Origin of the sequence: Streptosporangium sp. NPDC049046 (assembly GCF_040649155.1) — a bacterium.
GTDB lineage: Bacteria > Actinomycetota > Actinomycetes > Streptosporangiales > Streptosporangiaceae > Streptosporangium.
Genome location: NZ_JBEZEZ010000005.1, coordinates 283609 through 307720, shown reverse-complemented (window position 1 = coordinate 307720; position 24112 = coordinate 283609). Strand labels below are relative to the sequence as shown.

Annotated in this window: 15 protein-coding genes; 10 read left to right on the top strand and 5 right to left on the bottom strand. The window is 70.6% G+C overall.

All coding sequences use genetic code 11. The features are described 5' to 3' along the window. The first annotated feature begins 2 nt into the window (after positions 1-2). The 6 genes from AB0B96_RS09480 (at position 3) to AB0B96_RS09455 (ending at position 11225) form a co-directional block, all read left to right on the top strand. Positions 3-1661, top strand: a complete 1659-nt coding sequence (locus AB0B96_RS09480; protein ID WP_362897358.1) for a hypothetical protein — start codon at positions 3-5, stop codon at positions 1659-1661. Beyond that, positions 1658-4210, top strand: a complete 2553-nt coding sequence (locus tag AB0B96_RS09475; RefSeq protein WP_362897357.1) for an RAMP superfamily CRISPR-associated protein — start codon at positions 1658-1660, stop codon at positions 4208-4210. The genes AB0B96_RS09480 and AB0B96_RS09475 overlap by 4 nt, the downstream gene beginning before the upstream one ends. Continuing rightward, entirely contained in the window at positions 4207-5817 is a 1611-nt protein-coding gene (locus tag AB0B96_RS09470) for an RAMP superfamily CRISPR-associated protein (RefSeq protein WP_362897356.1), read from the top strand. The genes AB0B96_RS09475 and AB0B96_RS09470 overlap by 4 nt, the downstream gene beginning before the upstream one ends. Next, positions 5814-6419 carry a CRISPR-associated protein Csx19 gene (csx19, locus tag AB0B96_RS09465; RefSeq protein WP_362897355.1) on the top strand — a complete coding sequence of 202 codons (606 nt, stop codon included), beginning with the start codon at positions 5814-5816 and terminating at the stop codon, positions 6417-6419. Before AB0B96_RS09470 ends, csx19 begins: the two co-directional genes overlap by 4 nt. Beyond that, a complete protein-coding gene (locus tag AB0B96_RS09460; protein ID WP_362897354.1) occupies positions 6416-8761 on the top strand; it encodes a TIGR03986 family CRISPR-associated RAMP protein in 2346 nt (781 codons plus the stop codon). Before csx19 ends, AB0B96_RS09460 begins: the two co-directional genes overlap by 4 nt. Before the next feature lie 172 nt (positions 8762-8933). Then, positions 8934-11225 carry a hypothetical protein gene (locus AB0B96_RS09455; protein WP_362897353.1) on the top strand — a complete coding sequence of 764 codons (2292 nt, stop codon included), beginning with the start codon at positions 8934-8936 and terminating at the stop codon, positions 11223-11225. 1261 nt (positions 11226-12486) lie between these two features. Here the strand turns inward: AB0B96_RS09455 and AB0B96_RS09450 are convergent. Both AB0B96_RS09450 and AB0B96_RS09445 read right to left on the bottom strand, forming a co-directional pair. Continuing rightward, a complete protein-coding gene (locus AB0B96_RS09450) occupies positions 12487-13584 on the bottom strand; it encodes a DUF5685 family protein (protein WP_362897352.1) in 1098 nt (365 codons plus the stop codon). 169 nt (positions 13585-13753) lie between these two features. Then, positions 13754-14365, bottom strand: a complete 612-nt coding sequence (locus AB0B96_RS09445; RefSeq protein WP_362897351.1) for a TetR/AcrR family transcriptional regulator — start codon at positions 14363-14365, stop codon at positions 13754-13756. Between the two features lie 83 nt (positions 14366-14448). Between AB0B96_RS09445 and AB0B96_RS09440 the strand changes: the two genes are divergently transcribed. Further along, the gene (locus tag AB0B96_RS09440) at positions 14449-15189 is read left to right on the top strand and encodes an SDR family oxidoreductase (RefSeq protein ID WP_362897350.1); all 741 of its coding nucleotides are present in this window, start codon (positions 14449-14451) and stop codon (positions 15187-15189) included. A gap of 98 nt (positions 15190-15287) precedes the next feature. On the opposite strand, the gene AB0B96_RS09435 is transcribed toward AB0B96_RS09440, so the two are convergent. Next, on the bottom strand, positions 15288-16130 hold the full coding sequence (locus AB0B96_RS09435) for an oxidoreductase (protein ID WP_362897349.1): 843 nt from the start codon (positions 16128-16130) through the stop codon (positions 15288-15290). A gap of 89 nt (positions 16131-16219) precedes the next feature. Between AB0B96_RS09435 and AB0B96_RS09430 the strand changes: the two genes are divergently transcribed. Further along, positions 16220-16780, top strand: coding sequence for a helix-turn-helix domain-containing protein (locus AB0B96_RS09430; RefSeq protein ID WP_362897348.1), 561 nt, complete (start codon positions 16220-16222; stop codon positions 16778-16780). Positions 16781-16846: 66 nt separating this feature from the next. Here AB0B96_RS09430 and AB0B96_RS09425 read toward each other — a convergent pair whose 3' ends face one another. After that, complete coding sequence (locus AB0B96_RS09425; protein ID WP_362897347.1) at positions 16847-19711, bottom strand: BTAD domain-containing putative transcriptional regulator; 2865 nt, start codon at positions 19709-19711, stop codon at positions 16847-16849. 216 nt (positions 19712-19927) lie between these two features. Here AB0B96_RS09425 and AB0B96_RS09420 point away from each other — a divergent pair, with 216 nt between their 5' ends. Further along, on the top strand, positions 19928-20371 hold the full coding sequence (locus tag AB0B96_RS09420) for a hypothetical protein (protein WP_350947775.1): 444 nt from the start codon (positions 19928-19930) through the stop codon (positions 20369-20371). A 371-nt stretch (positions 20372-20742) separates the two neighbouring features. Next, positions 20743-22698, top strand: a complete 1956-nt coding sequence (locus AB0B96_RS09415) for a Xaa-Pro dipeptidyl-peptidase (protein ID WP_362897346.1) — start codon at positions 20743-20745, stop codon at positions 22696-22698. 51 nt (positions 22699-22749) lie between these two features. On the opposite strand, the gene AB0B96_RS09410 is transcribed toward AB0B96_RS09415, so the two are convergent. Further along, on the bottom strand, positions 22750-24006 hold the full coding sequence (locus AB0B96_RS09410) for an MFS transporter (RefSeq protein WP_362897345.1): 1257 nt from the start codon (positions 24004-24006) through the stop codon (positions 22750-22752). Positions 24007-24112 lie beyond the last annotated feature (106 nt).

The following is a 24112-nucleotide window of genomic DNA, read 5'->3' as shown; positions in this document are numbered from 1 at the left end:
TCATGTACGTCGTCGTGATCAATACGGCGGGTAATCAGCGATACATCTTCTCCTCCAACAAGCGGCAGGAGATCGTCGGCGCATCCGACCTGATCACCCGGGTGGACGGAACCTGGGCCGACAAGGCGTTGGAGAAGGCTTTTCCCGGTTTCGAAAGGGAGACCTGGCGGCTCGACACCCATGACGCGGAGCTGGTGGTCGCGGGGGCGGGCGGGGTCATCGTGCTGACCAAGGATAGGGAGGCCGGGCGGCGGCTGGTGACCGAGCTGACCATCCTCGCGCTGCTTCACGCGCCGGGCCTGGATGTCTGCGGTGTGGTGGTCGAGTACGAGCCGGGCACGCTGGCCAAGAAGATGGGCGGGGTACGGAAGGAGCTGGCCGCCGTACGGGAGTCACGGCCTGGGCCGCAGGCGAGGTTTCTGCGGTTGCCACCGGTCGAGGACTGCGGGTCGAGCGGGTTGCCGGCGGAGGTGATCCGCCGTGAGGGCGAGGAGCAGCCGAGGCCGAGGTCGGCGGCTGCGAGGGCGAAGCTGGATGCCTGTCCGGGCGCGCTCGACAGGATGGCCGAGATCGCCTGGCTCGATCGGCGGAAGCCGGACAGGGGCGTCGGCCGGCGGAGGATGCGGGAGATCGTCGATCGGCTGGGCCTGGAGGCTTCCTGGGTCGGAGTGGTACACGCCGACGGCAACGGGTTCGGTGCGATCTTCAAGGGCTTGGACGCAGTCGTCGCGGACGGGGACGATCGGGGCTATGTGGAGACGCTGAGAAGCGTCTCCCAGGCCGCCGACGAGTGCGCGAAGAAGGCGTTCAGGGAGGCGCTGCGTCGCACCGCCCGTGAGACCATCCGCGATACCGCCGACCGGACCGCCAGCGGGAACAGTGCCGGGATCCCCGCTGAGGGTGTACCTCCGGCGGTGTTGCCGCTGGTGATCGGTGGTGACGATCTAACCGTGCTGTGCGAGGGCGAGGTGGCGCTGCCCTTCACCCGGCACTACCTGGAGGCGTTCGAGGAGGAGACGGCCAGGGACGCGAGGCTCACGCCGGTGCTGGGCAAGCTGGGTCTCAAGAGACTGGGCGCGGGTGCCGGGGTGGCGATCGTCAAGCGGAACTACCCGTTCCACTTCGCCTACGACCTGGCCGAGGAGCTGATCGACACCGAGGCCAAGCGGGTCAAGGAGTGGGGTTCGGCGCTGGCGTTCGCCGTGCTGCTGGAGAGTTCGGCCCCCGATCTGAGGCGGATCCGGCAGGCGGGCGGCGCCGGTGGGTCGGCCTCGCCCTACCTGGTGGGGGCGGGAAGCGCCGAGGATAGGGCGTCGGGACGGCGCTGGGAGGACCTTGAGCGGCGGGTCGGCGCGCTGAATCGGCGCGATCCCGAATCGGGGGAGTTGCTCATCCCCCGTGGCGTCGCCCACGACCTGCGTGAAGGACTGCACCTGGGGGCGGAGGTCGCGACTTCCAGGCTGGAGCTGCTGCGCCGCCGGTTCGAGGGCGATCGCGAACGTACGGAGGTGCTGCTGAAGCTGCTGGAGAAGGAAGGCGGGTCGCTCTGGCTCGATGACCTGGACGGCAGGAAGGGGGCCGTGACGGGGCTGCCGGACGCGATGGTGGCGCTGCAGTTCCTCACGGCCGGGAGCGAGAAGGCCGGGAGTGAGACGGAATGAGGGACGGTGACGTGCGGGAGACGCGCGAGGTCGGCGAGTTCGACATCTCGCTGTTCATGATCAGTGATTGGCGGGTGGGTACCGGAACGGGCATCCAGGGATACACCGACCGTCTCATCCAGCGGGACGCGGATCGTGTCGTCCGCCGAGACACGGGTTCCGTGCGCCGAGGCGAGAAGGACGCGGACAGGAGTGCGCGGGCACTCGCCGCGCCGATCGTTCCGGCCAAGACACTGATCGGGGTCTGGCGCGACTCCTGCGAGCTGGCGGCGCACGCCTTGGACAGCGGGCCCGCCGGGGTGTGGCACGACTGGCTGGGATTTCTGTTCGGCGGGCAGTACGCCACGGCCACGGGCGCGCTGCGGCCCGCCGCACTCGTCGTCGAGGGACCGCTCAGGTTTCCCGAGAGGCTGGCCGAGCTGCTGCGGGAGAAGCCCCTGGTCTCCAGGGCGACGACGTTCCGCAAGGCGGGGGTGGCGATCGACGCCCGTACCGGCACCGCCAGGGCGGACATGCTGCGGTTCGAGGAGATGGCCCGCGCCGGGGTCACGCTGAGGGGCCGGGGACGGATCGACGGGTTCGCGGAGCTGAGCCACGCCCAGCGGGAGGTCGCCGTCGCGCTGCTGGACGCGGGGGCCCGGCTGCTGGAGAGCGTCGGCGGCAAGCGGCGCCGGGGGGCGGGGCGGTGCAGGATGACCGTCGAAGGGGAGGGCTTCGCTCCCGGCTGGACGATGCCGGACGAGCTTGAGGCGCCCCCGTCGGTCTCTCCGTACGCGGTCGCCGACCGGCCCGTGCCCGCGGACCGGACGGCGCGGTCGGGCTGGGAGCGCGCGGAGCTGGTCATCACGGTGCGGGAGGCCGTGCTCGTCGCGGCCACCGTGATGGGCAACGTGGTGCAGGGCGCGACCCACCTTCCCGGCTGGTGCCTGATGCCGGAGGTTGCCCGACGGCTCGGCGGGGCCGCGCACGCCCTGGTCCGTACCGGGGACCTGTTGGTCACGGCCGCCACCCCCAAGGCGGGGGAGGGCGGGCGGACCTTGCCGGTGCCCAGGGTCCTCGTCCACGAGAAGGGCGGGACGGCGATCGTCGGCAACCGGATGGCCGAGGCCGAGGCGTCCGGCAAGCCGTACCGGGACGGGTACGTCACCGCCGGGGGAGAGAGGTTTCCCGAGGTGGTGAACCCGGCGCTCACGGTGCGCATGCACAACAGCGTCGATGACAGGGTGCAGCGACCCATCAGGGAGATCGGCGGCGTCTACGTCTATCGGGCGCTCGCCGCGGGGACCGTGCTCCGCGCCGAGGTACGGGTCAGGGCGGGAATGCTTGAGGAGGGGTGGGAACGGCGGCTGGACGGGCGGTGGCGGGTCGGCCGCTCCTCCAAGGACGACTACGGGCAGGTGGAGGTGAAGGCGCGTCCGGCCGCCGACCGGCGGCGGCCCGGTGCGGAGGGCGACCTGCTCCGGGTGTGGCTGCTGTCGGACCTGCTGGTCCGTGATGTGCGGTTGCGTCCCAGTACGGAGGTCGTCGACGCCGGACGAGCGCTGGAGCGGGCGCTGGTCGCGGCCGGAGCCACCGGGGTACGCCTGGTTCCGGTGACCGAGCCGAGGGACGGGCGGGTGAGCGTCGCGCTCGGCGTCCACCGGACGGAGAGCTGGCACCGGGGCTGGGGCCTGCCTCGCTCCACCCTGTACGGGCTGGCCGCCGGGAGCTGTCTCACCTTCACGGTGACCGGCGGGCCCATCGATCCGGAGGTGCTCGCGGAGGTGCGGGCCGCAGGGGTGGGGGAGCGCAGGGCCGAGGGGTTCGGGCAGGTGGAGTTCGACCATGACCTGCTGCTGCGGCCCGTCGCGGCCTCCGACTCGGCCGATACGGGGTCCGGTGCCGCCTCCGGGCAGGAGTTCGGCGCTGACGCGGACGGTGTCATCGGGACCGGCTCGCCTGACGCTTCTTCGGTTCCGCACGTCGCGGCCGGGACGTCTCAGCCCATCGCGCCGAACGAGGAAGGGTACGAGAACGCGCGGATCTTCGAGCGGGCGGCCTGGCGGACGGAGATCCACCGTGCCTGCGAACGCATCAGGGGGAACCGGGGGACGCGGAGGCGGATCATTCCCGACAGGGTGTCCAACACCCAGCTCAACGCGCTACGAGAGATCGTCGATGACCTCCCCTCCGGACGGGCGGGGAGACGTCTGGAACGACTCGCAGGGAACAGGGCCGGCAGACCGGCCTGGCCCGATGAGGCGGTGGAGCGGCTGCGCGCACTGCTCGTCGACGCCGACCCGATCTGGACACTGCTCGGCCTTCCCGAGGAGGAGCTGACGGTGACGGCGGATGGCGTCACGACGTTGCGCGCCGAACTCCGCGACGAGGCGGTACGGGTGCTGGTCACCGCGTGCCTGGCAGCGCACAGCCGTGACAAGGCCGCGGGTGCCGGTGCCAGGACAGGACAGAACGGTCATGAGATCGGTGGTGACGTCGGTCTCGTACCCGTTAGTGGTGAAGCGGGGCGCGGTCGTGAGGGTGCCTCGACGGTGAGGAGCACGAGATGAGCATCAGGGTGGGACGGCGCGTGACCAGCAGGGTCCGGGCGCGCGGCTGGCTGCGCACCGAGTCGCCGCTGCATGTCGGGGGTCTCGGCCATGACCCCTCGCAACCGCTCCCGATCGCGGTGGACGGTCTGGGACGTCTCTACGTCCCCGGGACCACGCTGGCCGGGGTGCTGCGGAACTGGTCGCGCGGCGCCGATCCGGAGTCCACGGACCTCGACTCGCTCTGGGGCTTCGTATCCAAGGGCAGGGACGACGAAGGCCGGGCCAGCCGGGTGGTCGTCGCCGATGCCCTGATCACCTCCGACGCCAGGCTGGACGATCGCGGCCTGCCTGCCAGCCCGCTGGACCCGGCCCGCCTGGAGCTGCGGCAGTCGGTCGGCATCGACCGGACGACCGGTGCGGCGGCGCAGGAGTTCCTGTACGGCAGGGCCGTCGTGCCCGCCGGGTGTCATCTCAGGCTGGAGATGGACATCGAGTCCGACGAGGACGGTCCCGCCGACGAGGCCAGGATGGGGGCCCTGATCGAGGCCCTGTGCGCGGGGGAGGTGCGGATCGGCGCGGCGACGGGCAGGGGCTTGGGAGCGGTGCGGCTGCTCGACGACCCGTTCGAGCTGGTCGTGGAGCGGTTCGACTCGCCGGCGGGCCTGCTCGCGGTCCTCAGGAACGATCCTGTTCGCGTCCGGTCGGTGGCGTCGTTGCGGTCGGGCGACGCGGGGCTCCCGGCGCGGCGCGAACTGCTCGACGTGCGCGTGGTGTGGAGTCCGAGGGCGCCGGTGATGGTCCGGGCGAGCTCGGCAGGTCTGGTCGTCGACACTCTGCCGCTCACCACGCGCGTCGATCGCCGTCATCTCACGCTGGTGCTGCCGGGCGGATCGATCAAGGGTGCGTTGCGCGGCCACTCCGAGCTGGTGGAGCGCACGGCGCGCGGAATCGACGCGCCTTCCGCCGATCCCGACGCTTCGGCGGGGAGGCACAGCGCGGTGTTCAGGGCGCAACTCGACCAGTTGCCCGCCGTACGGGCGCTGTTCGGCTCGGCCCGTGACGACGGCGCGGACCGGCGGGCGGGCGCGGTGCGCGCCGAGGAGTGCATCGCCCAGACGATCATCCCCGAAGCGCTCTGGGACCAGGTCACCGGGGCCGAGGGACCTGCGGACGACCGGCACCCCGAGCTGACCGAGTCCGTGCACGACCGGCTGGAGGACCTGGGCATGGCGCAGGCCGACCACGTCGCCCTCGACCGCTGGACCGGCGGAGCGGCCGACGGTCGCCTGTTCAGCGTGTTGGAACCGCACGCGGTGAACTGGGAGCCGATCCGGCTCTCCATCGACCTCACCAGGCTCGACAGCGAGCGCGACAGCGCGCTCGCCCTGCTGCTGCTCACTCTCAGGGATCTCGCCGCCGGGCGGATCCCACTCGGTGCCCTCACCAACCGGGGGTTCGGCGACATCGACGTCACCGAGATCATCCTGACCGGCGGCCCGTGGCCTGAGCCGGTCACGCTCTCCGGGGCACTGGGCTCCCCGGAGATCTCGGCCATCGCCCAGGCATGGACCGACTACCTGGCGCGGGAGCTCGTGGAGACCCCCGCGCGGGAAGGACTTCGATGACCATCCTGTACGGCGGCGCGGCCGTCGGCGTCACGTTGCCACGGGCGGTCCAGGCGGCCGGACTGGCGGGGGGATGCGCCCTGCTGACCGCGCCCTCGGCCTACCACGTGGCCCGGGTCGAGGAGCACGGCTGCGTGACCCCGGCCGGTCCTGTCGATCTGTCCTGCGTCTACGAGGCGCGGGTGTTCACCCCGAAGGTGGAGCTGCGCTGGGTGGAGGCCGGGTACGCGGTCCTGCTGACCGAGGATCAAAGTCTGCTGCCCGCGTTCTTCGACGAACCGGTCGACCCCCTGTCCGCCGTGGCGACCCCGGACGCCCACTACCTGCTCTGGGGTGAGGCCGGTGCGCCCGCTTCGCGGGGCGGGCGCGACTCCGGACGGGCCTCGGGGAAGGCGGAGGGCGCCGCGCCGGGCTGGGTCACGCTCCGCACCGCCCGGATCGGCACCCTGACGGTGCCCATGCCGCCTTCCCCGGTGAAGCACCGGGTGCGGCTGGTGGCCCGCGAGTACGTCGTCGCGGACGAGACGCACGGCAACGCCTATGTCGCGGAGGAACGCCTGATGGGATTCGAACCGTACGCGCCGGAGGAGAACGCGCGATGAGCGATGACATGAAATTTCTTAATCCCTACACATTCGTCCCGGCGTTTCCCAGGAAAGACCTGCCGGAGCCGCTCGGCAACGGATCGCCGCTCGACGGAGAGGCGGGGCGGGGGGCCGGTAGGGACCGGCTGCACCCGGACCGTTGGACCGGGAGGATCGGGGTGAGGCTCATCGTGGAGACGCCGCTGCTCCTACTGGACACCGCGCGCACGATGGCGCTGTCCGAGGGGGCGGACGCCCACCGGGTCTATCCCGTCCAGGTGCGCGGGGGGCGTCCCCATCTGGCCGCGACCTCGCTCAAGGGCATGCTGCGCTCCGCGTACGAGGCCGTCACCAACTCCCGGTTCGGCGTCTTCGACGGACATGACACGCGGCTGGGCTTCCGTCGTGGCGCGGACTACGCGCTGGGCATGGTGCCCGTGCTCGTCGGATCCGGCGGGGTGGTGTACGGGTTCGAGCAGGCGGCTCTGGAGATGTACGACCGTGACTCCGGCGAGAGCGTCTATCCCCGTGACGGCCAGGAAGCCCCCCGGCATCTGGAGCGGCTCCAAGCCGTGATCAGGAGCAAGGGAGGGGCGACCAGCGTGGTGCGATTCGTCCGTAAGGGTGGTCCCGAGAAGCTGGTCGTGGCGGACGGGGAACGGGTGGTGGAGGGGATCGCCTTCATCACCGGCCCCAACATCGAGAAAAAGACCTCCGAGCGCCTGTTTTATCTGGACGGGCCGGAGCCGCGGAGGATTCCGCCGGCCAGGGCGTGGAGCGAGATCGAGAAGCAGTGGAACGACCTGATCGCCGACTACGGAAAGGCGCACAAACCCGCCGAACTGTACGACCGCGAGCGACCCGACGGAAGCATCGCGGGACCGGGGGAGCGGATCGGCGACGGTCCCGGCCAACTCGCCTGGAGCCCTCACCTGCACGACGAGAGCAGGAAGGATATAAAGGGTGGAAGGCTCTGCTATGCCCGTCTCGTGTGCGATGACCGCGTTAAGCGGCGCTGCGCCGGCCGCCTCGAATGCGACGGTGGTAACAGGGACTGCGCCGACCGTCTCAGGAAAGAAGGCCGCGTCGACCGGCTCTACCCGGTCCTGATCCCTCGGGACCTCTACCACGCCTCCCCGGCCGAGTTGCTGGACGAGTCGCTCCTCCCCGCCGCCCACATCGGCGAGCTCTCCCCTGCAGATCGGGTGTTCGGCTGGGTCGCACCTGACGGGAAGGGCGTGCGGCCCTCGGCCTACCGTGGGCGGCTGCGCGTCGGTCCGGTCACCTGCGAGCAGGACGCCGACGAGGCGGTGGAGCGGTTCGGCGGCGACGGTCTTCCGCTGGCGATCCTGGGGCGGCCCAAGCCCCAGCAGGGACGTTTCTATCTCGCGGAGTCGATGGAGGAGCCCGATCGGCCGATCAAGGACGGGACATCGAAGGAGAAGCTGTATCGGCCCGGTCAGGGACTGCGCGGCCGGAAGGTGTACTGGCACCACGCCGGGCTGAACCGGCGAGATCACTGGAGCGAGGGGCAGGGAACACACGACCCCACGCAGGTCCGGATCAACGGCTACTACCGCGAATACCGGCGCCCCCGCGCCCCGTACGACGACAAGGGCACTCCGACTCCCGACGGAAAGCGCTACCGGACGAAGGAGACCGAGCAGCGTGACACGCAGAACCGGTCGATCAAGGGATGGGTGCGGCCGGGCACGACCTTCAGGTTCGTCGTCGAGGTCCGCGATCTCGACGACCACGAGCTGGGAGCGCTCGCCTGGCTGCTCACCCTGCCGCCCGGGCACTTCCACCGGCTCGGGCTCGGCCGGCCGCTCGGGTTCGGCAGCGTACGGCTCGACATCGACGAGGAGAGCACCGAACTGCACTCCGGCGCGGAGTACGCGGACCACTACCGGAGCCTTTCCGGCACCCTTCCGGACACCGACGGCGTGAAGAGGCTGATCGGTGCGAGGGAGACGTTCGAGCGGATGGTCGAGGGCGTGGACTCCCTGAGGAAGGTTCGTGACGCGATGCTCGCCGTCGCGCGTGGTAATCCGAAACTCCCGGTGCACTATCCCCGTACGCGCCCTGACTGGGTGCAGGAGGGCGTTCCCGCGCCGCCGGATCCGCGCGGCGGCAACTATGCGTGGTTCACCGAGAACGAGAGATCGGAGGGCAGGAGGATCGCCCCGGACAGGGGACGGTCGCTGCCCGCTCCGGGCGAGGCCGCCACGCCGCTGGTCGTCTACCCGGTCAAAAAGGAAGACGAGCAGCCGAAGAAGGGAAATAGGACCGGCAAAGGCGCCTCTCATTACAAATGGGGAGAAAAAGGGCAGAAAAGCGGTGGCAGGAAACGGTACTGACATTCAGTACCACTCGTGATCACGTCCACCGGACCGATGGGTGAGAAATCCCATGGACAACATTCGCCGCTGATCGCTGTTTATCTCACGATTTCACCCTGAGTTCCATCGGAGATGACTTACCGTTAACCCGGTTGGTTCCTTTTCGCCTGCTACGCAGAGGGACACGCTGGTGAACAAGACCGAGGGCACGCTGCTCGTGCACGCGATCGGCGGCGGGGATCTGGGGTTCGCGGGGGAGCGGAACCTCGCCGGGGTCACCCCCGACTTCGAAGGCGATCCCGGCGCGTCGGGCAAGGACCGCCGTCCGCTGCGGAAGATCTTCGAAGGTCTGGCGGCGGCGGACCTCCCGGTCTCCATGGTCGTCCTGCTGGGCACGACCAACACGTACGGCTCCGGAGGCGAGACCTTCGCCGGTTGGGCCGACGAGATCCGGGCGCGGCTCGTCTCGGAGACGGGACTGTGCGGTGCGCGCTTCGACCCGGAGGCTGTCTTCGTCGTCCGGGTCGAGGCTCCCCGGCTCAAGGAGACCTCGAAGGCGCTGAGCCGCTGGCTGGCGGAGCGTCATCCCGAGGACATCCTGGTCACCTGCGGGTCGGGGGCGTTCGCGCTCAGCACGGGCGCTCTGTGCGCTGCTCTGGAGACCCGCCGTCCGGCTCGGATCGTGCACATCGACGATCCGGGTCGGCCGTACTCGCTGGACCGGCCACGGGACATGGATGCGCATCTGGAGTCCTGGCTGCTTCGCTACCGGTTCTGGGACGCGTTAGCCGAGGTGGACCCGGATAACCGAACGCTCTGGGAACTGCTCGCGGCCAGGCAGGCCGGGGACACGGAAACCGCCAGAAGACTGAAGAAACGCCCCTCGGTCCCTGAGGTGCCGGGTCTCACCCCGGGAAAGATCGATGACTTCACCCGGCCGTGGCTCACCGTGCGGGCGGCGCTCTTCGAACGGCTCGGCCGCGGAGAGGCCGCCGACTACGGTCTGTTCCGCGCCTGGTTCGCCGAGCATCTCCGGAGGTTGTTCGAGGTCGAGCAGGAGAAAAGAGACGAACGGGGCAGGAAGGTCCTGTCGCCGCACACCGAGCGGGAGATCGGAGACCTCGTCGCCGACCTGGGCGATCGGGCCAAGGGGGAGGGCAGGCTGGCCGAGCGGATCGCGACGACGGCTCGCGCCGTCATGAGCGACATCACCAGCGCCAGCGCCAGAATGATCAAAGACGCCGAGCTCACCTCGCTGTACCGGGCGGCTTCCAGCCATCGGGCGCACCTGAAGCCGGAACGCCTCGACGCCGGGCCATTGCCGCCGACCCTGCTGGAGGCGGCGGCCCAGTGGGAGCGGGGCGACCCCGGGGTCAAACTCGTCGCCGAGACGGGCAGGGTCGGCTGGCCCTTGCTGGGCAGCGGCGACGTCCTCGGCCTGCTCGCCGTCGGGCTGGAGCGGCAGGGCAGGGAGAGCGAGGACTGGCTGGCGGTGACGACGGTCCTCAATGAGCTGCACGCCCGGCGCGAGTCGCTGCTGCACCGGGGGAGGTTGCGGCTGCGCCTGCTGGCCAGCGCCGAGACCGTGGAACGTGCCCGCCGGCTCGCCGCGTCCTTCGACGGTGCGGCGGACGTGGATGTGTGGGTGATCGAGATCGTCTCGGAGGATCTCGGCTCGATCAGGGACGCCCTGGTCGCCGCGCTGCGATCCGAGGCGGTCCCCACCGGACGGCCCGGTTCCGGCAGCCTGCGCGACGTCGACGAGGTGGTGCTGGTGCTCAACCCCGGGCTGCCGCTGACGAACTACGGCATGATCGCGGCGGCGGTGGAGTGGTCGCTGACCGCCGCGTGCCCGCTCTGGGTGACGGAGCTGGTCCGCAGCCAGGTAGGGCGGTCCGAGCTGCGCAGCGGCCAGCCAGTGGTGGCGCGTCTCGGCGCGGACCGGGTGCTGGCCGGTCTGGCGGCCGACGCCGTCAGACGGCTGGACCTGCGCACGGCCCGCCGCCTGATCGAGCGCGGCTCGGACACGCTGCGCGAGGTGCTGCCCACGCTGGCGAGGCTGGAGAACGACCTGTTCGGCCCCAGGCAGGACGGCTGGAGCGAAAGAGAGTTGCCGACCGTCGCCCGGCGGCGGCTGCTGCTGGTCGTCGAGGTGTGGGGTGACCGCCCGGCGCTGGCCGCGTACCTCGCGGTGGCGGCCCTGCGTCCCGCGCTCTTCGGGTGGGAGGCGTGGAAACGCCTGTGCAAGGAGCGTCCCGCCCTGAAGGACCTCGGGAGGCGGGCGAACGGGGCGTTGCAGGGGCATGCCCTGGACCAGCGAGAGCGCGGGGAGCACCGTGCGCGCGGCCACGCGGACGTTCGGGACCTGCTACAGCGGGCGGTGCGGGAGCTGGGAGGGCCGGCCGAAAACGACAACGCACTCATTGTTCACCATGAATCGGTAATAAACGTGCTTGATGCCATGTATCGGGAAACCGCTTGACCCTCTTCGCGCCTCCTGACAGCCTGGTTTCCGTTCAACGGCGATGCCCGCGAGCTTGAGTGGTTCATGACCGCTCCTTCTGAGGGCCTCGGTTTTCGAGGCCGATGTGATGAGAACGCGTCTTACGGCGCGTTCTTCCGCCACGCCTCGGAAGGGCCGCATGATGAACCTCGCCGCCGTCGCCTCCCCTCACCCGGAGATCTCGTTTCCCGCCTTCTCCGCCCTGGTCGCTCCCGCCGTGCGTGACCTCGCGCGCGGACCGCTGCGCCGGGCTCGCCACGACGGTGGGCACTGTGCCGGAGTCGAAGGGAGGACGCGCTGGTGTGACGAGTGCGAGGTGACGATCAACGAGATCCTGCTCGGCGTGCACACCAGGTTGAACGAGGCCCTGGCGGGCTCGCCGCTCCTGACCCGGTCCGGTGAGCCGGTGCGTGAGATGAAGCTGATCGTCGAATGGCTCACCTCGCCCCAGGCGATCACCGAAGAGGTCGGTCCCGCGGCCCGCCGTCTTCGCGGGCGTCCCACCGCCGGGGAGCCGGCCGGGCTTCGCGCGGCCCGCGCCCAACTCGTTCACCATCCGCTGAAGAGCCTGGAGGCACGCGTACGGCGCGAGATCGCGGTGAGCCGTGGCGCCTCCGCCAAGCCGGAACGGGATCTCAGGACGTCGAAGTGGGCCTCGCCGCTGCGTGAGGACGAGGTCGCCTTCGAGTTGCTGGTCGACGCCCTGACCCGGTTGCGAAACGGTGCCCGTGACCCCTACGAGATCCCCGTCGGTCGTCACGGACTCGACCCGCTCATCGCGGTGCGTTCGCTTCGCGCCGCGCTGGAGAGACTCCGCGCGCTGCGGCCCGACTTCTACCAGGTCAACGTGACCGTTCACCTGGAGCGGGGGGCGTTCTTCACCGAGTCGTCTCCCGCGTCGAGCCCGTCGCCCGAGGACCTTCTCATCCACGACGAGGAAGCCGAGCTGGCCCGTCGTACGCTGACCATGCTGCTCGCCGGGGAGCGCGCGGCGGACCGGCATGTTCACCACCGGCTGCTGCTGAGCGGCATCTCCGCAGACGTCCCGATGTGCGGCACCGACCTCATCGCCTACGCCGCCCAGAACCTCGGGCTCGATTCCACGGCGGCGGAAAAGTTCGTACGGTGGCTCATCCGGCTCGCCTCCCTGGCGGGAACGGACTGGGTCGCCGAGCGGGTGGAGGCGTCGGAAAGCGACGACGCCACCGGTGAGGTGGATCCGGCGAGTTCGCCGGTGCGGTCAGCCGCAGTCGCAGTTGCAGCACTCGCAGCAGTCGCAGCACCCGGAGCAGCCGTTGCAACACTGCCCGCAGGCGTCGCAGCCGGTGGGGTCGCAGCGCTCGCCGCACGACCGGTAGCGGTCCTCGTCCCACGGCGGCCGGTACAGTCCGCAGGTGCAGCAGGCCGCCGACATGCACAGCAGCGACAGCAACCCGCCGGGATCGGGCTTCAGGTGCGGGTCACGAGAGGGGGCCTCGGGGCTCTCCCGCTCGGCCTCGGCGAAGATCCGGTCGACGGCACGGCCGGTCTCGGCGACCAGCAGGGCGTTGACCAGGCGACGTCGTTCCAGGTCCAGCTCGGCCATCGCGAGGCGCAGTCCGTGCACGGCGTCGTCGCAGTGCCGCCGCGCGGCGGCCAGGTCGGTGCCCGAGGCCGTCAGCGGGTTGTAGGCCCCGTGGTCGCGGTCGCGGGCGAGGTCCTCGACGGCGTCGAGCAGGTGTGCCAGGCGGCCGAAGTAGCGTCCGGCCTCCTGCAGGGTCTCCCGGTTGTGCGGCTTGCCGGCCAGTACGGCGGTGTGCCCGAAGGCGGCGGCGACCGCGGCCTCGGTGGGGGCGGTGAGCTGGAGCAGGCTCGGGTTCGGCAGCCGTTCCAGCCGGGTCTGCTCCTCGACCGCGGCCAGGAGCGGGGCGGGATCGAATCCGAGGGCGGCGGCCGTACCCGATCCGGCGGCCGACCAGCGCGCGGCCACCCGCCCCGCGCCGGCCGCCACCAACCGGCGGGCGTAGACGCCGTCGCCGTCCTCGACGTGGTCTTTGACCTTTCCCGCGGCCAGGATCAGCGAGACCGCGGCGGCCAGCCGTACCCCCTCGGCCTGGGCGACGTCCGCGCCCTTGAACCCGCGCAGCGCGCAGGCGGCCGCACGCCGGTACGGGGAGGGGGCCGCGGCCTGTGCCTCGGTGAGCACGGACACCAGCAGGCCGTCGTAGTTGGTCACCAGCCGGGAGGCGTGCCCGTGCTCATCCCGCAGGGCCAGGCAGAGCCCGCACAGGTGCGCCATCCACTCCTTGAACAGCCCGCCGCACATCCCGTGCCTGCATGGGCGAACGATCCCAAACATATGCCCCTCTTCCGCCTGCGACCGATGCCCAGCCTGGCGGCCCCCACTTGTCGCACACTTGCGGATGGCGGGTCAGCCTGTCAGAGCGCCCATGCCGCTCCGGGATCTTGGACTCATTATCGAGGCCGCGAAACGTACATTATCGGTCTGATGTTTCCCGTAAGCCGTTTTATCGGGCACTGCCGATCCCGGCGAGCAGGTTCCGGACGAGGGCTTCGGCGAACTCGTCGGTGAGAGGCTGGTCGGGGATGAGGAGGCGGTGGTAGCAGGCGCCCCAGAGCTGGTCGACGACCACCTCGGGGTCGACGTCCTCGCGTAGCTGCCCGCGCCGCTTGGCGCGCTCCAGCGCTTCGACGGCGAGTGCTCTGCGCGGTGCCGAGTAGCGTTCGCGGAGCAGCGCCGACAGCTCGGGGTCGGTCTGGGCGTGGCCGACGAGCTCGGGCATCACGCGCCCGGCCTGGGTGTCGCGCATCAGGTGGACGAAGGCTCGCAGTTGCGCGGTGAGGTCGGCGGCGATGTCGCCGGTGTCGGGGAAGGCCAGGGTGGGGCCGACGGCGTCGAAGTAGCCGTCCAGCGCGAGCGCCCCCTTGGACGGCCACCACTTGTAGAGCGTCACCCTGCTCGCGCCCGCCAGCGCCGCGACCCGTTCGATGGTGAAGGCGGCCATCCCCTCGGTGAGCAGGAGTTCGCCGGCCGCCCGCAGGATCTCGCGGCGCACCTCGGCGGCCGGGCGGCGTCCGCGTCCGCGACGCGCGGGTGCGGGGGATTGCTGCGTCACCATCCACCTCCATGGAATATATGGACATTGTGTTTACATTCATATATATACATAGTGTACATAAGTTCTTGGAGGAGTGACCGATCATGAGCAGCACAGCAGCCCGCGTCGCCGTCGTCACCGGAGGCTCACGCGGCATCGGGCGCCAGGTCGTGGGCAGGCTCGCCGCCGACGGCTACGCGGTCGTGGTCAACTACGCGAGCAACGACACCGAGGGCAAGGCCGTCGTCGCGGAGGTCGCCGACGAGGGCGGCCGGGCGATCGCGGTCCGAGCCGACGTCGGTGACGAGCGGGCGGTCGCGGAGCTCTTCGACACGGCCGAGCGGACCTTCGGCGGCGTCGACGTCGTCGTGCACGCCGCCGGGATCATGAATCCGCCCACCCCGGTCGCCGAACTCGACCTGGACGTGCTGGACCGCGTGCTCCGCGTCAACGTACGCGGCACCTTCGCCGTGGCCCAGCAGGCCGCCAGGAGGCTGCGCGAGGGCGGCGCGCTGATCACCTTCTCCACCTCGGTGATCGGACTGGCCTCTCCCGGTTACGGCGCCTACGCCGCATCCAAGGGCGCCGTCGAAGGACTGACCCTCATCCTCGCCCGCGAGCTGCGCGGCAGGGACGTCACGGTCAACACGGTCGCCCCCGGGCCCACCGCCACCGATCTCTTTCTGGAGGGCAAGGACGAGGAGACCGTCGCCAGGCTGGCCGCCCAGCCGCCGCTGGAACGGCTGGGCCGGCCCGCGGACATCGCCGAGGCGGTGGCCTTCCTCGCCGGCCCCGCCCGCTGGGTCAACGGCCAGGTGCTACGGGTCAACGGCGGACTCGTCTGAGCCGCGACCGGATCCGGAAAGGCTGAGAGGGGAGACCGGGACGGGGCCTGCCGGCGGACTTGCCGCTTGTCGCGTTCCGGTGCGCCGGGGATGGGTGGTCAGGTGCGGGGCAGGCCGGTGGCTCGTGAGATGAGGGCGTCGAAGGCGCGGTCGGGCAGGAGCCGGCGGGTGAGGATGAGGGGCTTGGCGCCGAATCCGGCGGTGTAGCGGGTCTTGGGGCGGCGGGCGGTGACGGCTTTGGCGACGGTGTCGGCGATCACAGTGGGTGGGGAGTTGCGGCGGGCGTTGGCGGGGGAGGAGAGTGACTTCGAGACGGCGGCGGCCTGCGCGCCGTACGGGCCCGTCCCGGAGGCTTCTTTGAGCTTCTCGGCGGCGATGCCGCCCCATTCGGTGGCGATGCCTCCGGGCTCGATGACCACCACATCGATGCCGAACGGCTTGACCTCCAGGCGCAGGCAGTCACTGAGAGCCTCCAGGGCGAACTTGGTGCCGTGGTACCAGCCGCCGAGCGGGGTGTGGATCTTGCCGCCCATGGAGGTGACGTTCACGATCGTCCCCGAGTGTTGGGCGCGCATGTGCGGCAGGACCAGGCGGGTGAGTTCGATGGCGCCGAACACGTTGACGTCGAACTGGGTGCGCGCCTCCTTCATGGGCACGTCCTCGACCGCCCCGTAGGAGCCGTAGCCGGCGTTGTTGACCAGCACGTCGATCCGGCCCGTCGCTGCGATGATCTCCTCCATCCCGGAGGTCATGGAGCCGGTGTCGGTGACGTCCATGGCGAGGGGGCGGACGCCGCGGTCGGCGAGTGTCTTGAGCCGGTCGACGCGGCGCGCGGCGCCGTAGACGTCGTAGCCGAGCTGGAGCAGTTTCAGTGCGGTGGCCTCGCCGATCCCCGAGGACGCCCCGGTCACCAGTGCCGTCTTGTTCTTCGTGCTCGTCATGACAGGATCCTCCCGTAAGGTGAATTGTGCTTCACCTTCTATAGTGAAGCACAATTCACTTTGTGCCAAATCGTTCCCGGGAGCAGCACATGACCTCGTCACGGCCGCAGCGCGCCGACGCCGTCCGTAACCGCGCCAAGATCATGGCGGCCGCGCACGAGCAGATCACCGCGCACGGGCCAGAGGTGTCGATGGAACAGATCGCCTCGGCCGCCGGGTTCGCGGTCGGCACCCTGTACAAGCACTTCCCGACCAAGACCGACCTGGTCGCCGCCGTGGTCGCCGCCTCGATCAGCGCGGTCGCCGACGACGCCGAAGCCGCCCTGCGCCGTGCCGACGACGGCTCACCGGCCCTGGAGGAGATCACCGGCTTCCTGACCCGCCTGGTCGACGCCGCCGCCCACGACCACGCCGTCAAAGCCGCCGCCCGCACCCTGGGCGCCACCGATCCTGCCGCGCGGCAAGACGAGGTCCGCGCCACCCGTGCCCTGGGTGAGCTCATCCACGCCGCGCGGGCGAAGGGGGATCTGCGTGGCGACTTCACCGTGGACGATCTTTACCTGCTGTTCTCCACCGCTCCCACCGACCAGCCCGAGCCCGTCCGCGCCCGCTGGCTCGCCCTCCTGCTCACCGGCCTGGCCTCCCGCTGACCGGGAGGCGTCGAGAATCGATTCCCCCGTGGCCCGCAAGCCTGTGGCAACCCCTGGAGCCGCGGGTCACGGGGGCGCGCACGCGAGGCCGATGACGTCGGTGTTCCTCGCCCCCCGTTCGAAGGCCAGGGAGTATCCACACGCCCCGAGCGCGTTCTTCATCAGCCGTTCGGCCTCGGCGTGGGCGTCGTGAAACGGCCGCAGGCCGATGAGCGCCACCCCGGTCGTACGCCGTAGCCGGTGCGCGGCGCCGAGTAGCTCGGCGGCACGGTCGTGACGGCCGGTGGCGGCGACGGTCCAGGCGAGTGTCTCAAGGCCCCAAACCGGTCCCCAGCGGTCGTCGATGTCGTACTGGCGGCGCAGCGAGTCGCGGAACAGGGTGGCGGCCCGTACCGGGTCGCCGTGGCGCGACTCGGCGAGACCGAGGCCCCACAGCGCCCAGGAGTGGGCCCAGGTCCCGCCGAGGGCCTCGGCGTCGGCGAGGTAGGCCTCGGCGGCGGTGACGGCGAGCTCCCGGTCTCCGAGGAAGGCGCAGGCCATCGCCCAGAGCATGGTGGCCATGTGGGCGTCACCGATCGCGCCGTCGGCGAGGAACCGATCTCTCGCCTGCGCCAGCAGCGGGATGGAGCGAGGGCTGCCGTGGACGAGCATCGCGTGGGCGCCCTCGACGCAGGTGACGGCGGCGGGGACGTCGGTGTCGGGGAGCTGTGCGGCGAGGCGGCGGCAGCGGGCCATGAAGGCGTCGGCACCCTGCCTGTCGCCCTGGCAGAGGGCGATCCAGGCGACCATGGCCACCGCGCCGACCTGGAGGGGATCCGGCCGGCGGGGGGAGAGCGCGAGCCCGCGCTCCAGCCAGTGACGGCCCTCGCCGATGGTGCTGTTGAAGAACCAGAACCGGGTCCTGGTGAGGTTGACGGTGATCTCCAGACCGCTCCTCGCCTCGCCGGGCTCGGTGAGGCAGAAGTCCAACGCCGCCCGCAGGTTGGGGAGCTCCTGCCGCAGTCGTGACAGCCATCCGACCTCGTGAGGGCCGCACCAGTCGGCCGCGGCCTGTGCGGCGGTGCTCCGATAGTGGTCACGGTGACGCCGCCGCATCACGGTCTCCTGGCCGAGGTCGATCAGGCGCCGCCTGCCGTACCGGCGGATGGTCTCCAGCAGGCTGTAGCGCGTCCTGCCGTCCTGGCCGTTCACGACGAGGATCGACTTGTTCGCCAGGCCCGTGAGGAGGTCGAGGACGTCGTGGCGGTCGATGCCCGTCCCCGAGCACACCACCTCGGCCGCCTCCAGGTCGAACTCACCGGCGAAGACCGACAACCGGGCCCACAGCAGCCGTTCGTGTTGGGTGCACAGGTCGTGGCTCCAGTCGACGACGCCGCCCAGGGTCCGGTGGTGGCGTGGGGAGTTCTCGGCGTCGGTGTCGGCGAGCAGCCGGAAGCGGTCGTCCAGCCGGTCGAGTATCTCCTGGACGGAGAGCGTTCCCAGCCGGACCGCGGCCAGCTCGATCGCGAGTGGCACGCCGTCCAGTCGTCCGCACAGCTGCGCGACGACGTCGCGGTTGTGCCGCGTGATCTGGAAGTCCGGTGCCGAGGCCGCGGCGCGGTCGGCGAGCAGTTTCACCGCCTCGTAGTGGGTCAGCGCCGGCTCGGCGTCCGCGTCCGCCGATGTCGTGGGCGGTACGGAGAGGGGCGGCACCGGCAGGACGTGCTCGCCCTGGACGCCGAGCCGCTGCCGGCTGGTGGCGAGCACCCGCAGACCGGGCGCCGAGCGCAGGAGCGCGGTCACCAGCGTCGCGGCGGCGTTCACCAGGTGCTCGCAGTTGTCCAGCACCAACAGTGTCCTGCTGTCGCTCAGGTGCTCGACGAGGATGTCCAGGCAGGGGCGCGCGGAGTGGTCGCGGATTCCGAGAGCCTGGGCCACGGTCCGGTCGAGCAGAGCGGGGTCGGTCAGCGGGGCGAGGTCGGCGATCCACGCTCCGCCCGGGAAGGTGGGCGACACCTGCGCGGCCAGTCGCAGCGCCAGCCGGGTCTTGCCGACTCCGCCCACCCCGGTCAGCGTGACCAGGCGGCTGGTCTCCAGCAGTCGCGCGGCGTCGTCGAGCTGCCGCTGTCTGCCCACGAACGTGGTCATCTCGCCGGGGAGGTTGCCGGAAGATCTCCTGGCGGTGAGCGCGGGATCGTCGTCGAGAATCCGCTGGTGCAGTTTCCGCACCTCAGTGCCGGGGTCGACGCCGAGCTCCTCGGCGAGGACCTCGCTGAGGGATTGGTAGCAGCGCAGAGCCTCGGCCTGGCGTCCCGACCTGCACAGCGCGAGCATCCGCTGCGCCCAGAACCGCTCTCTGAGCGGATACGCGGCGGTCAGTCGGCGCAACTCGGCGAGCACCTCCTCGTGGCGGCCCAGTGCGAGGTCGGCCTCGATGCGGGACTGGAGCGCGTCCAGCCCGCGTTCGGCCAGCACGGGCGCGACCTCCCGCCGCAGGGTCTCGGACGGCACGTCCTGCAGTGGCTCCCCGCGCCACAACCCCAGGGCCTCGGCCAGCAGCGCGGCGGCCCGCTCCGTCGCGTCCGCGGCGAAGGCGGCCCTGGCACGGAGGGTGAGGGCCTCGAAGCGGTGCAGGTCGAGCCGGTCGTCGGCCACCCTGAGCAGATAGCCTCGCGGGCAGGTGAGCAGCGGACCCTCGTCCCCGGCGCACCCCAGCAGGCGCCTGATCCGCAACACGTAGTTCTGCAGGGTGTTTCTCGCCCCTCCGGGCGGGTCGTCTCCCCACAGATGGTTCGTCAACGTCTCGACGGAGACCGTCTTGTTGGCGTCGAGCAACAGCGAGACGAGCAACGTCCGCAGCTTGGCCGCCCGGATCGGCACCGGGACGCCGTCCCGCAGCACCTCGAACGGCCCCAGAATCCTGAACTCGAGATCCGAGCCTCCCGTTTCCATTACTCAATGTAATCATAAAATCGCCGCTCGTGATCAGGGGTGTACGTCAAATGCGCCTTGAATGCGCGGCAATCGTTTGGCGTGACAGGCTCCCGCGAAGGTCAAGTGTGACTCTGGGTAATCGCGAAGTGACCGTCGAGTGAGTGGCCCGCGGAACGGTGTGTGACGGCGGGGCGACATGTCCCGCTGATCCTCACGCGACAGGAAGGGCATCTCATGTTCAAGCGCGTAACCGGGATCGTGGCGGCGGTGATCGCGGCGGCGGTGATGGTCACCGCCGCTCCCGCTCCCGCCGGCGCGACCTCGTTCTCCCGGGAGCTCGCGGCCGCGGCGCGGGCCGCGGGCGTCTCGGAGGCGACGGCCCGCTCCATGGCGATGTCGCTGGTGAGCAGCGACCCGCAGGACGAGTACCGCTTCCCCGACGAGGAGTTCCAGGACGCCCCCCGCTCCTGGAGCGCGATCGTGGCGTTCGTCAAGAGGTTCTGGCGCCAGATCGTCGACGCGGCGAAGGCCGCCGGCGAGTGGGTGTGGTGGAAGGCGGGCAGGTGCGCCACCGGTGCCGTGAGCGAGGTCTGGAACAGGTTCGGCACAGACCTGACCGACCCGCAGGCGGTGCTGGCCGTGGCCGTCTACGGATGCCTGAAAGGGCTGCGCGGCTGATCGCCCCATCCCGTGGGCGGCATCCTCGATCCGATGATCGGGGGTGCCGCCCACCCCGTGTCTGAGCCCGGGAAGCGGCGACGGCCTGCCGAACCGGGGCCTCGCTCGCTTGGTGGATGGTTCAAGGGTGCGCCGCGCGCCCTGCGATGTTCCAGGGCCGCCCGGTTCCTGGTCTCCGCGGAGGTGGTCGATTCACCAATATCTAGCTCGATAGATGTCGAAATTATCCTGATCAAGACAGGGTGCTCATCCATAGACATTTCGTACTTCCGACCCATAACATCAAGCCTTCTTGGGGCAGTCTTTACTGTCCCTTGAACTTTGGTCGGGGTTTTTTCCCGCCCCGAACTGATCGTTCTGGAAGGTTTTTGATGTCTGTACCACCTCTGGCGACGGGCCCTGGGGCGCCGGCCAACCTCCGCAGTTCGAGATCGACGCGTCGTGGCGCGGCGGCGTTGGGTCTCGCCGTCGCCATGACCCTGGCCGGGGTCGCGGCGCCCTCGGCCTCCGTCGGCGCGGCCGCCGACCCCTCCGTCGGACCGGTCTTCGTGGACGGCATGGCCCAGCCGGTGTTCTCGTCGAACCGCAACGACTGGATCCGCGAGGAGATGTGGGTCGAGACCTCGATCGACAGTGACGGCGACGGGCGGAACGACCGGGTACACGCCGAGGTCACCCGGCTGCGGGAGACGGAGACCGCCGGTCTGAAATCACCCGTCGTGTACGAGGTGAGCCCCTACTACGCGGGCGGCAACGCGGTCGCGAACCACAACGTCGACCACGAGCTCCACGAGGCGCTCCGCCCGGGCAAGGGCTGGATGAACCGCGGTGGTTCGGTGAAGGACCCGGCGGCCGACGAGCGGCTCGCCGCCGCCGGCGTGGCCGAGGCGGCCAGGGGTGACGAGGCCGTCACGGGCACCGGGCCGCAGCCCGTCATCAGCACCAGCCACGAGGCCAACTGGCTGCCTCGCGGTTTCGCGGTGGTACACGCCGAGTCGCTGGGCAGCGGTAAGTCCGACGGCTGTCCCACCACCGGTGGGCGCAACGAGACCATCGGCGCGAAAGCGGTCGTCGACTGGCTGAACGGTCGCGCGAAGGCGTACGACGCCGCGGGCAGAGAGGTCAGCGCCACCTGGACGACCGGCAAGGTCGGCATGATCGGCACGTCGTACAACGGCACCCTGCCCAACGCGGTCGCGAGCACCGGCGTCGAGGGTCTCGAGGCCATCGTGCCGATCTCGGCGATCTCCAACTGGTACGACTACTACCGCGCGAACGGCGCCGTCGTCGCGCCGGGCGGCTACCAGGGCGAGGACGCCGACGTGCTCGCGGAGTACGTCTACACCCGCGCGGACAGGCAGGTGTGCCGGAGCGTCATCGAGGAGCTCGCCAAGGAGCAGGACCGGGTCACCGGCGACTACAGCGCCTTCTGGGACGAGCGCAACTACCTGAACGACGTCGACAAGGTCCGCGCCGCGACGCTGGTCGCGCACGGGCTCAACGACTGGAACGTCAAGACCAAGCACGCCGCGCAGTGGTACGAGGCGCTCAAGGCGCGCGGAGTGCCGCACAAGATCTATCTGCACCAGGGCGGGCACGGCGGCTCCCCGAGCGTCAACGTGCTCAACCGCTGGTTCACCCGTTACCTGTGGGGCCAGCAGAACGGCGTGGAGAACGACCAGCGGGCGCTGATCCAGCGCGAGAACAGGACGCTGGTGGAATACCCCGAGTGGCCGGAACCGGCCGCGGCGGACACCGAGCTCAACCTCGCGCCCAGCACGGACGGCACCGCCGGTGTCCTCACCGCCGACAAGACCCGCCAGGGCAAGCCGGTGACCGAGACGATCGTCGACGACGCCTCGAAGCGGGCACTGGCCCTCGCCGACGCCGTGACGTCCCCCAACCGCCTGGCCTACAAGTCGGGGGCGCTGACCGACGCTGTCCGGCTCAGCGGCACGCCGCAGGTGTCACTGCGGATGTCCTTCGGCCAGCCGGCCGCCAACGTCACGGCGCTGCTCGTCGACTACGACCAGAACGGCAAGGCGAAGATCATCACTCGCGGCTGGACGGACCCGCAGAACCGTAAGTCGATCTCGAAGACCGAGCCGGTCAAGCCGGGCAGCCCGTACCGCCTCGACTTCGACATGCAGCCGCACGACTACGTGTTCGCGGCGGGGCACCGCATCGGCGTCGTGCTGCTGTCGAGCGACTACGAGTACACCATCCGGCCCACCCCCGGGGCGAAGCTGCACCTCGACACGACGAAGAGCACGGTCACGCTGCCGCTCGTCGGCGGGGCGACCGCGTTCACCGCGGCGAACGGCTGATCCGTCGCTCCCCTCGACAGGGCGAGATCGCCCTGTCGAGGGGAGCATGCCTCATGAGGTGGCGGGCCCCGGGCGTTCGGGGGCGGGCCGGCGGATGGGGGTGAAGAGCGCGACCGTCGCGAGCAGGAGGCAGGCGGTGCCCGCGAGCAGGCAGATCACGGTGACGCCGTAGCCGCCCGCGCCCCAGGTCAGGACGGCCGCGCCCACCGGGCCCAGGGAGAAGTGGATCGTCCAGAACGCCGAGGTGACGCGGCCCAGCAGATGGTCGGGAGTCACCTGCTGGCGCAGGGACATCGAGCAGATCCCGGCCACGCTGACGCCGCAGAGATAGACGGCCATCAGGGCGGCGATCACCGGGACGCGGCCCGAGAGTCCGACGCCCGCCATCGCGAGCCCGCTCGTCGCGAGGGCGCCGATCCAGGTCACGCCGAAACCGAGCCTGCGGCGGACGGGCGCCACGAGCACGGCCCCGGCGATCGTGCCCACCGCGGCGACCGCGAGGACCGTGCCGACGGTGCCGTCGGAGCGGCCCAGGTCGTGCTTCAGGTGGTAGATCAGCACGTCGGTCATGCCGAGCGTGAAGAAGATGAAGAAGGAGAGCAGGATCGTCAGGGAACGCAGCACCGGGTGCCGCCAGAGGAACCGGGCACCGGCCAGCATCTCCTGCCAGGGCCGCTGGCGCGGCGGCGCCGCGCCGGCCTCGGGCCGCCTGAACCGGACGAAGTACAGACCCGCCGCCGACAGCGCGAAGCTCGCCGCGTTGATGGCGATCGCCGCGGTCGGGCCGAACTGCCCGGAGACCACGCCGGCGAGCAGCGGGCCGCCGACACCGGCCGCCGCCGCGGTCGCGTAGAGCCGTCCGTTCGCCTCGGTGATGCGGTCGCCCTCGACCAGGTTGCGCACCGCGGTCACGTAGGTGACCTGGAAGACCATCCCGATCGCCTCGCTGAGCGGCAGCACCACGTACAGCAGCCAGACCTGCGGGCCGAACGCCCAGACGAGCGGGATGAGCCCGTACAGCGCCAGACGGGCGAGATCGCAGCAGATGAGCAGGGTGCGCCGGTCGAGCCGGTCGGCCAGGATGCCGGCGAAGACCCCGGCGAAGACCGACGCGGCACCGGCCACGCCGGTCAGCAGGCCCATCTGCGCGACCGACCCGGTCACGTTCAGCACCAGCAGCGGGATGGCGATGTAGGCGAACGAGTCCCCGGCGACGGAGAGCGTCTGGGAGACCCAGAAGACGTTGAAGTTGCGATCGCGCCACAGCGGGCGCCCACCCCCGCTCTCCGGCCCCCCTGCCTGCGTCACGGGGTGACTATCGCGCATCCCGGGCGGGCTTTTCCAGTGATTAAAGGATCATTTGGGAGCTGTTCCGGGGTTCGGATCTGGATGAGGTTCGGTGGCGAGCCGGCCG

What these genes read in the sequence shown, in the direction of transcription:
- AB0B96_RS09450 (WP_362897352.1), bottom strand. Translation starts at nt 13,584, where the DNA reads ATGTTTGGGATCGTTCGCCCATGCAGGCACGGGATGTGCGGCGGGCTG.
- AB0B96_RS09470 (WP_362897356.1), top strand. Translation starts at nt 4,207, where the DNA reads ATGAGCATCAGGGTGGGACGGCGCGTGACCAGCAGGGTCCGGGCGCGC.
- AB0B96_RS09445 (WP_362897351.1), bottom strand. Translation starts at nt 14,365, where the DNA reads ATGGTGACGCAGCAATCCCCCGCACCCGCGCGTCGCGGACGCGGACGC.
- AB0B96_RS09435 (WP_362897349.1), bottom strand. Translation starts at nt 16,130, where the DNA reads ATGACGAGCACGAAGAACAAGACGGCACTGGTGACCGGGGCGTCCTCG.
- AB0B96_RS09420 (WP_350947775.1), top strand. Translation starts at nt 19,928, where the DNA reads ATGTTCAAGCGCGTAACCGGGATCGTGGCGGCGGTGATCGCGGCGGCG.
- AB0B96_RS09430 (WP_362897348.1), top strand. Translation starts at nt 16,220, where the DNA reads ATGACCTCGTCACGGCCGCAGCGCGCCGACGCCGTCCGTAACCGCGCC.
- AB0B96_RS09475 (WP_362897357.1), top strand. Translation starts at nt 1,658, where the DNA reads ATGAGGGACGGTGACGTGCGGGAGACGCGCGAGGTCGGCGAGTTCGAC.
- AB0B96_RS09480 (WP_362897358.1), top strand. Translation starts at nt 3, where the DNA reads ATGTACGTCGTCGTGATCAATACGGCGGGTAATCAGCGATACATCTTC.
- AB0B96_RS09460 (WP_362897354.1), top strand. Translation starts at nt 6,416, where the DNA reads ATGAGCGATGACATGAAATTTCTTAATCCCTACACATTCGTCCCGGCG.
- AB0B96_RS09415 (WP_362897346.1), top strand. Translation starts at nt 20,743, where the DNA reads ATGTCTGTACCACCTCTGGCGACGGGCCCTGGGGCGCCGGCCAACCTC.
- csx19 (WP_362897355.1), top strand. Translation starts at nt 5,814, where the DNA reads ATGACCATCCTGTACGGCGGCGCGGCCGTCGGCGTCACGTTGCCACGG.
- AB0B96_RS09440 (WP_362897350.1), top strand. Translation starts at nt 14,449, where the DNA reads ATGAGCAGCACAGCAGCCCGCGTCGCCGTCGTCACCGGAGGCTCACGC.
- AB0B96_RS09425 (WP_362897347.1), bottom strand. Translation starts at nt 19,711, where the DNA reads ATGGAAACGGGAGGCTCGGATCTCGAGTTCAGGATTCTGGGGCCGTTC.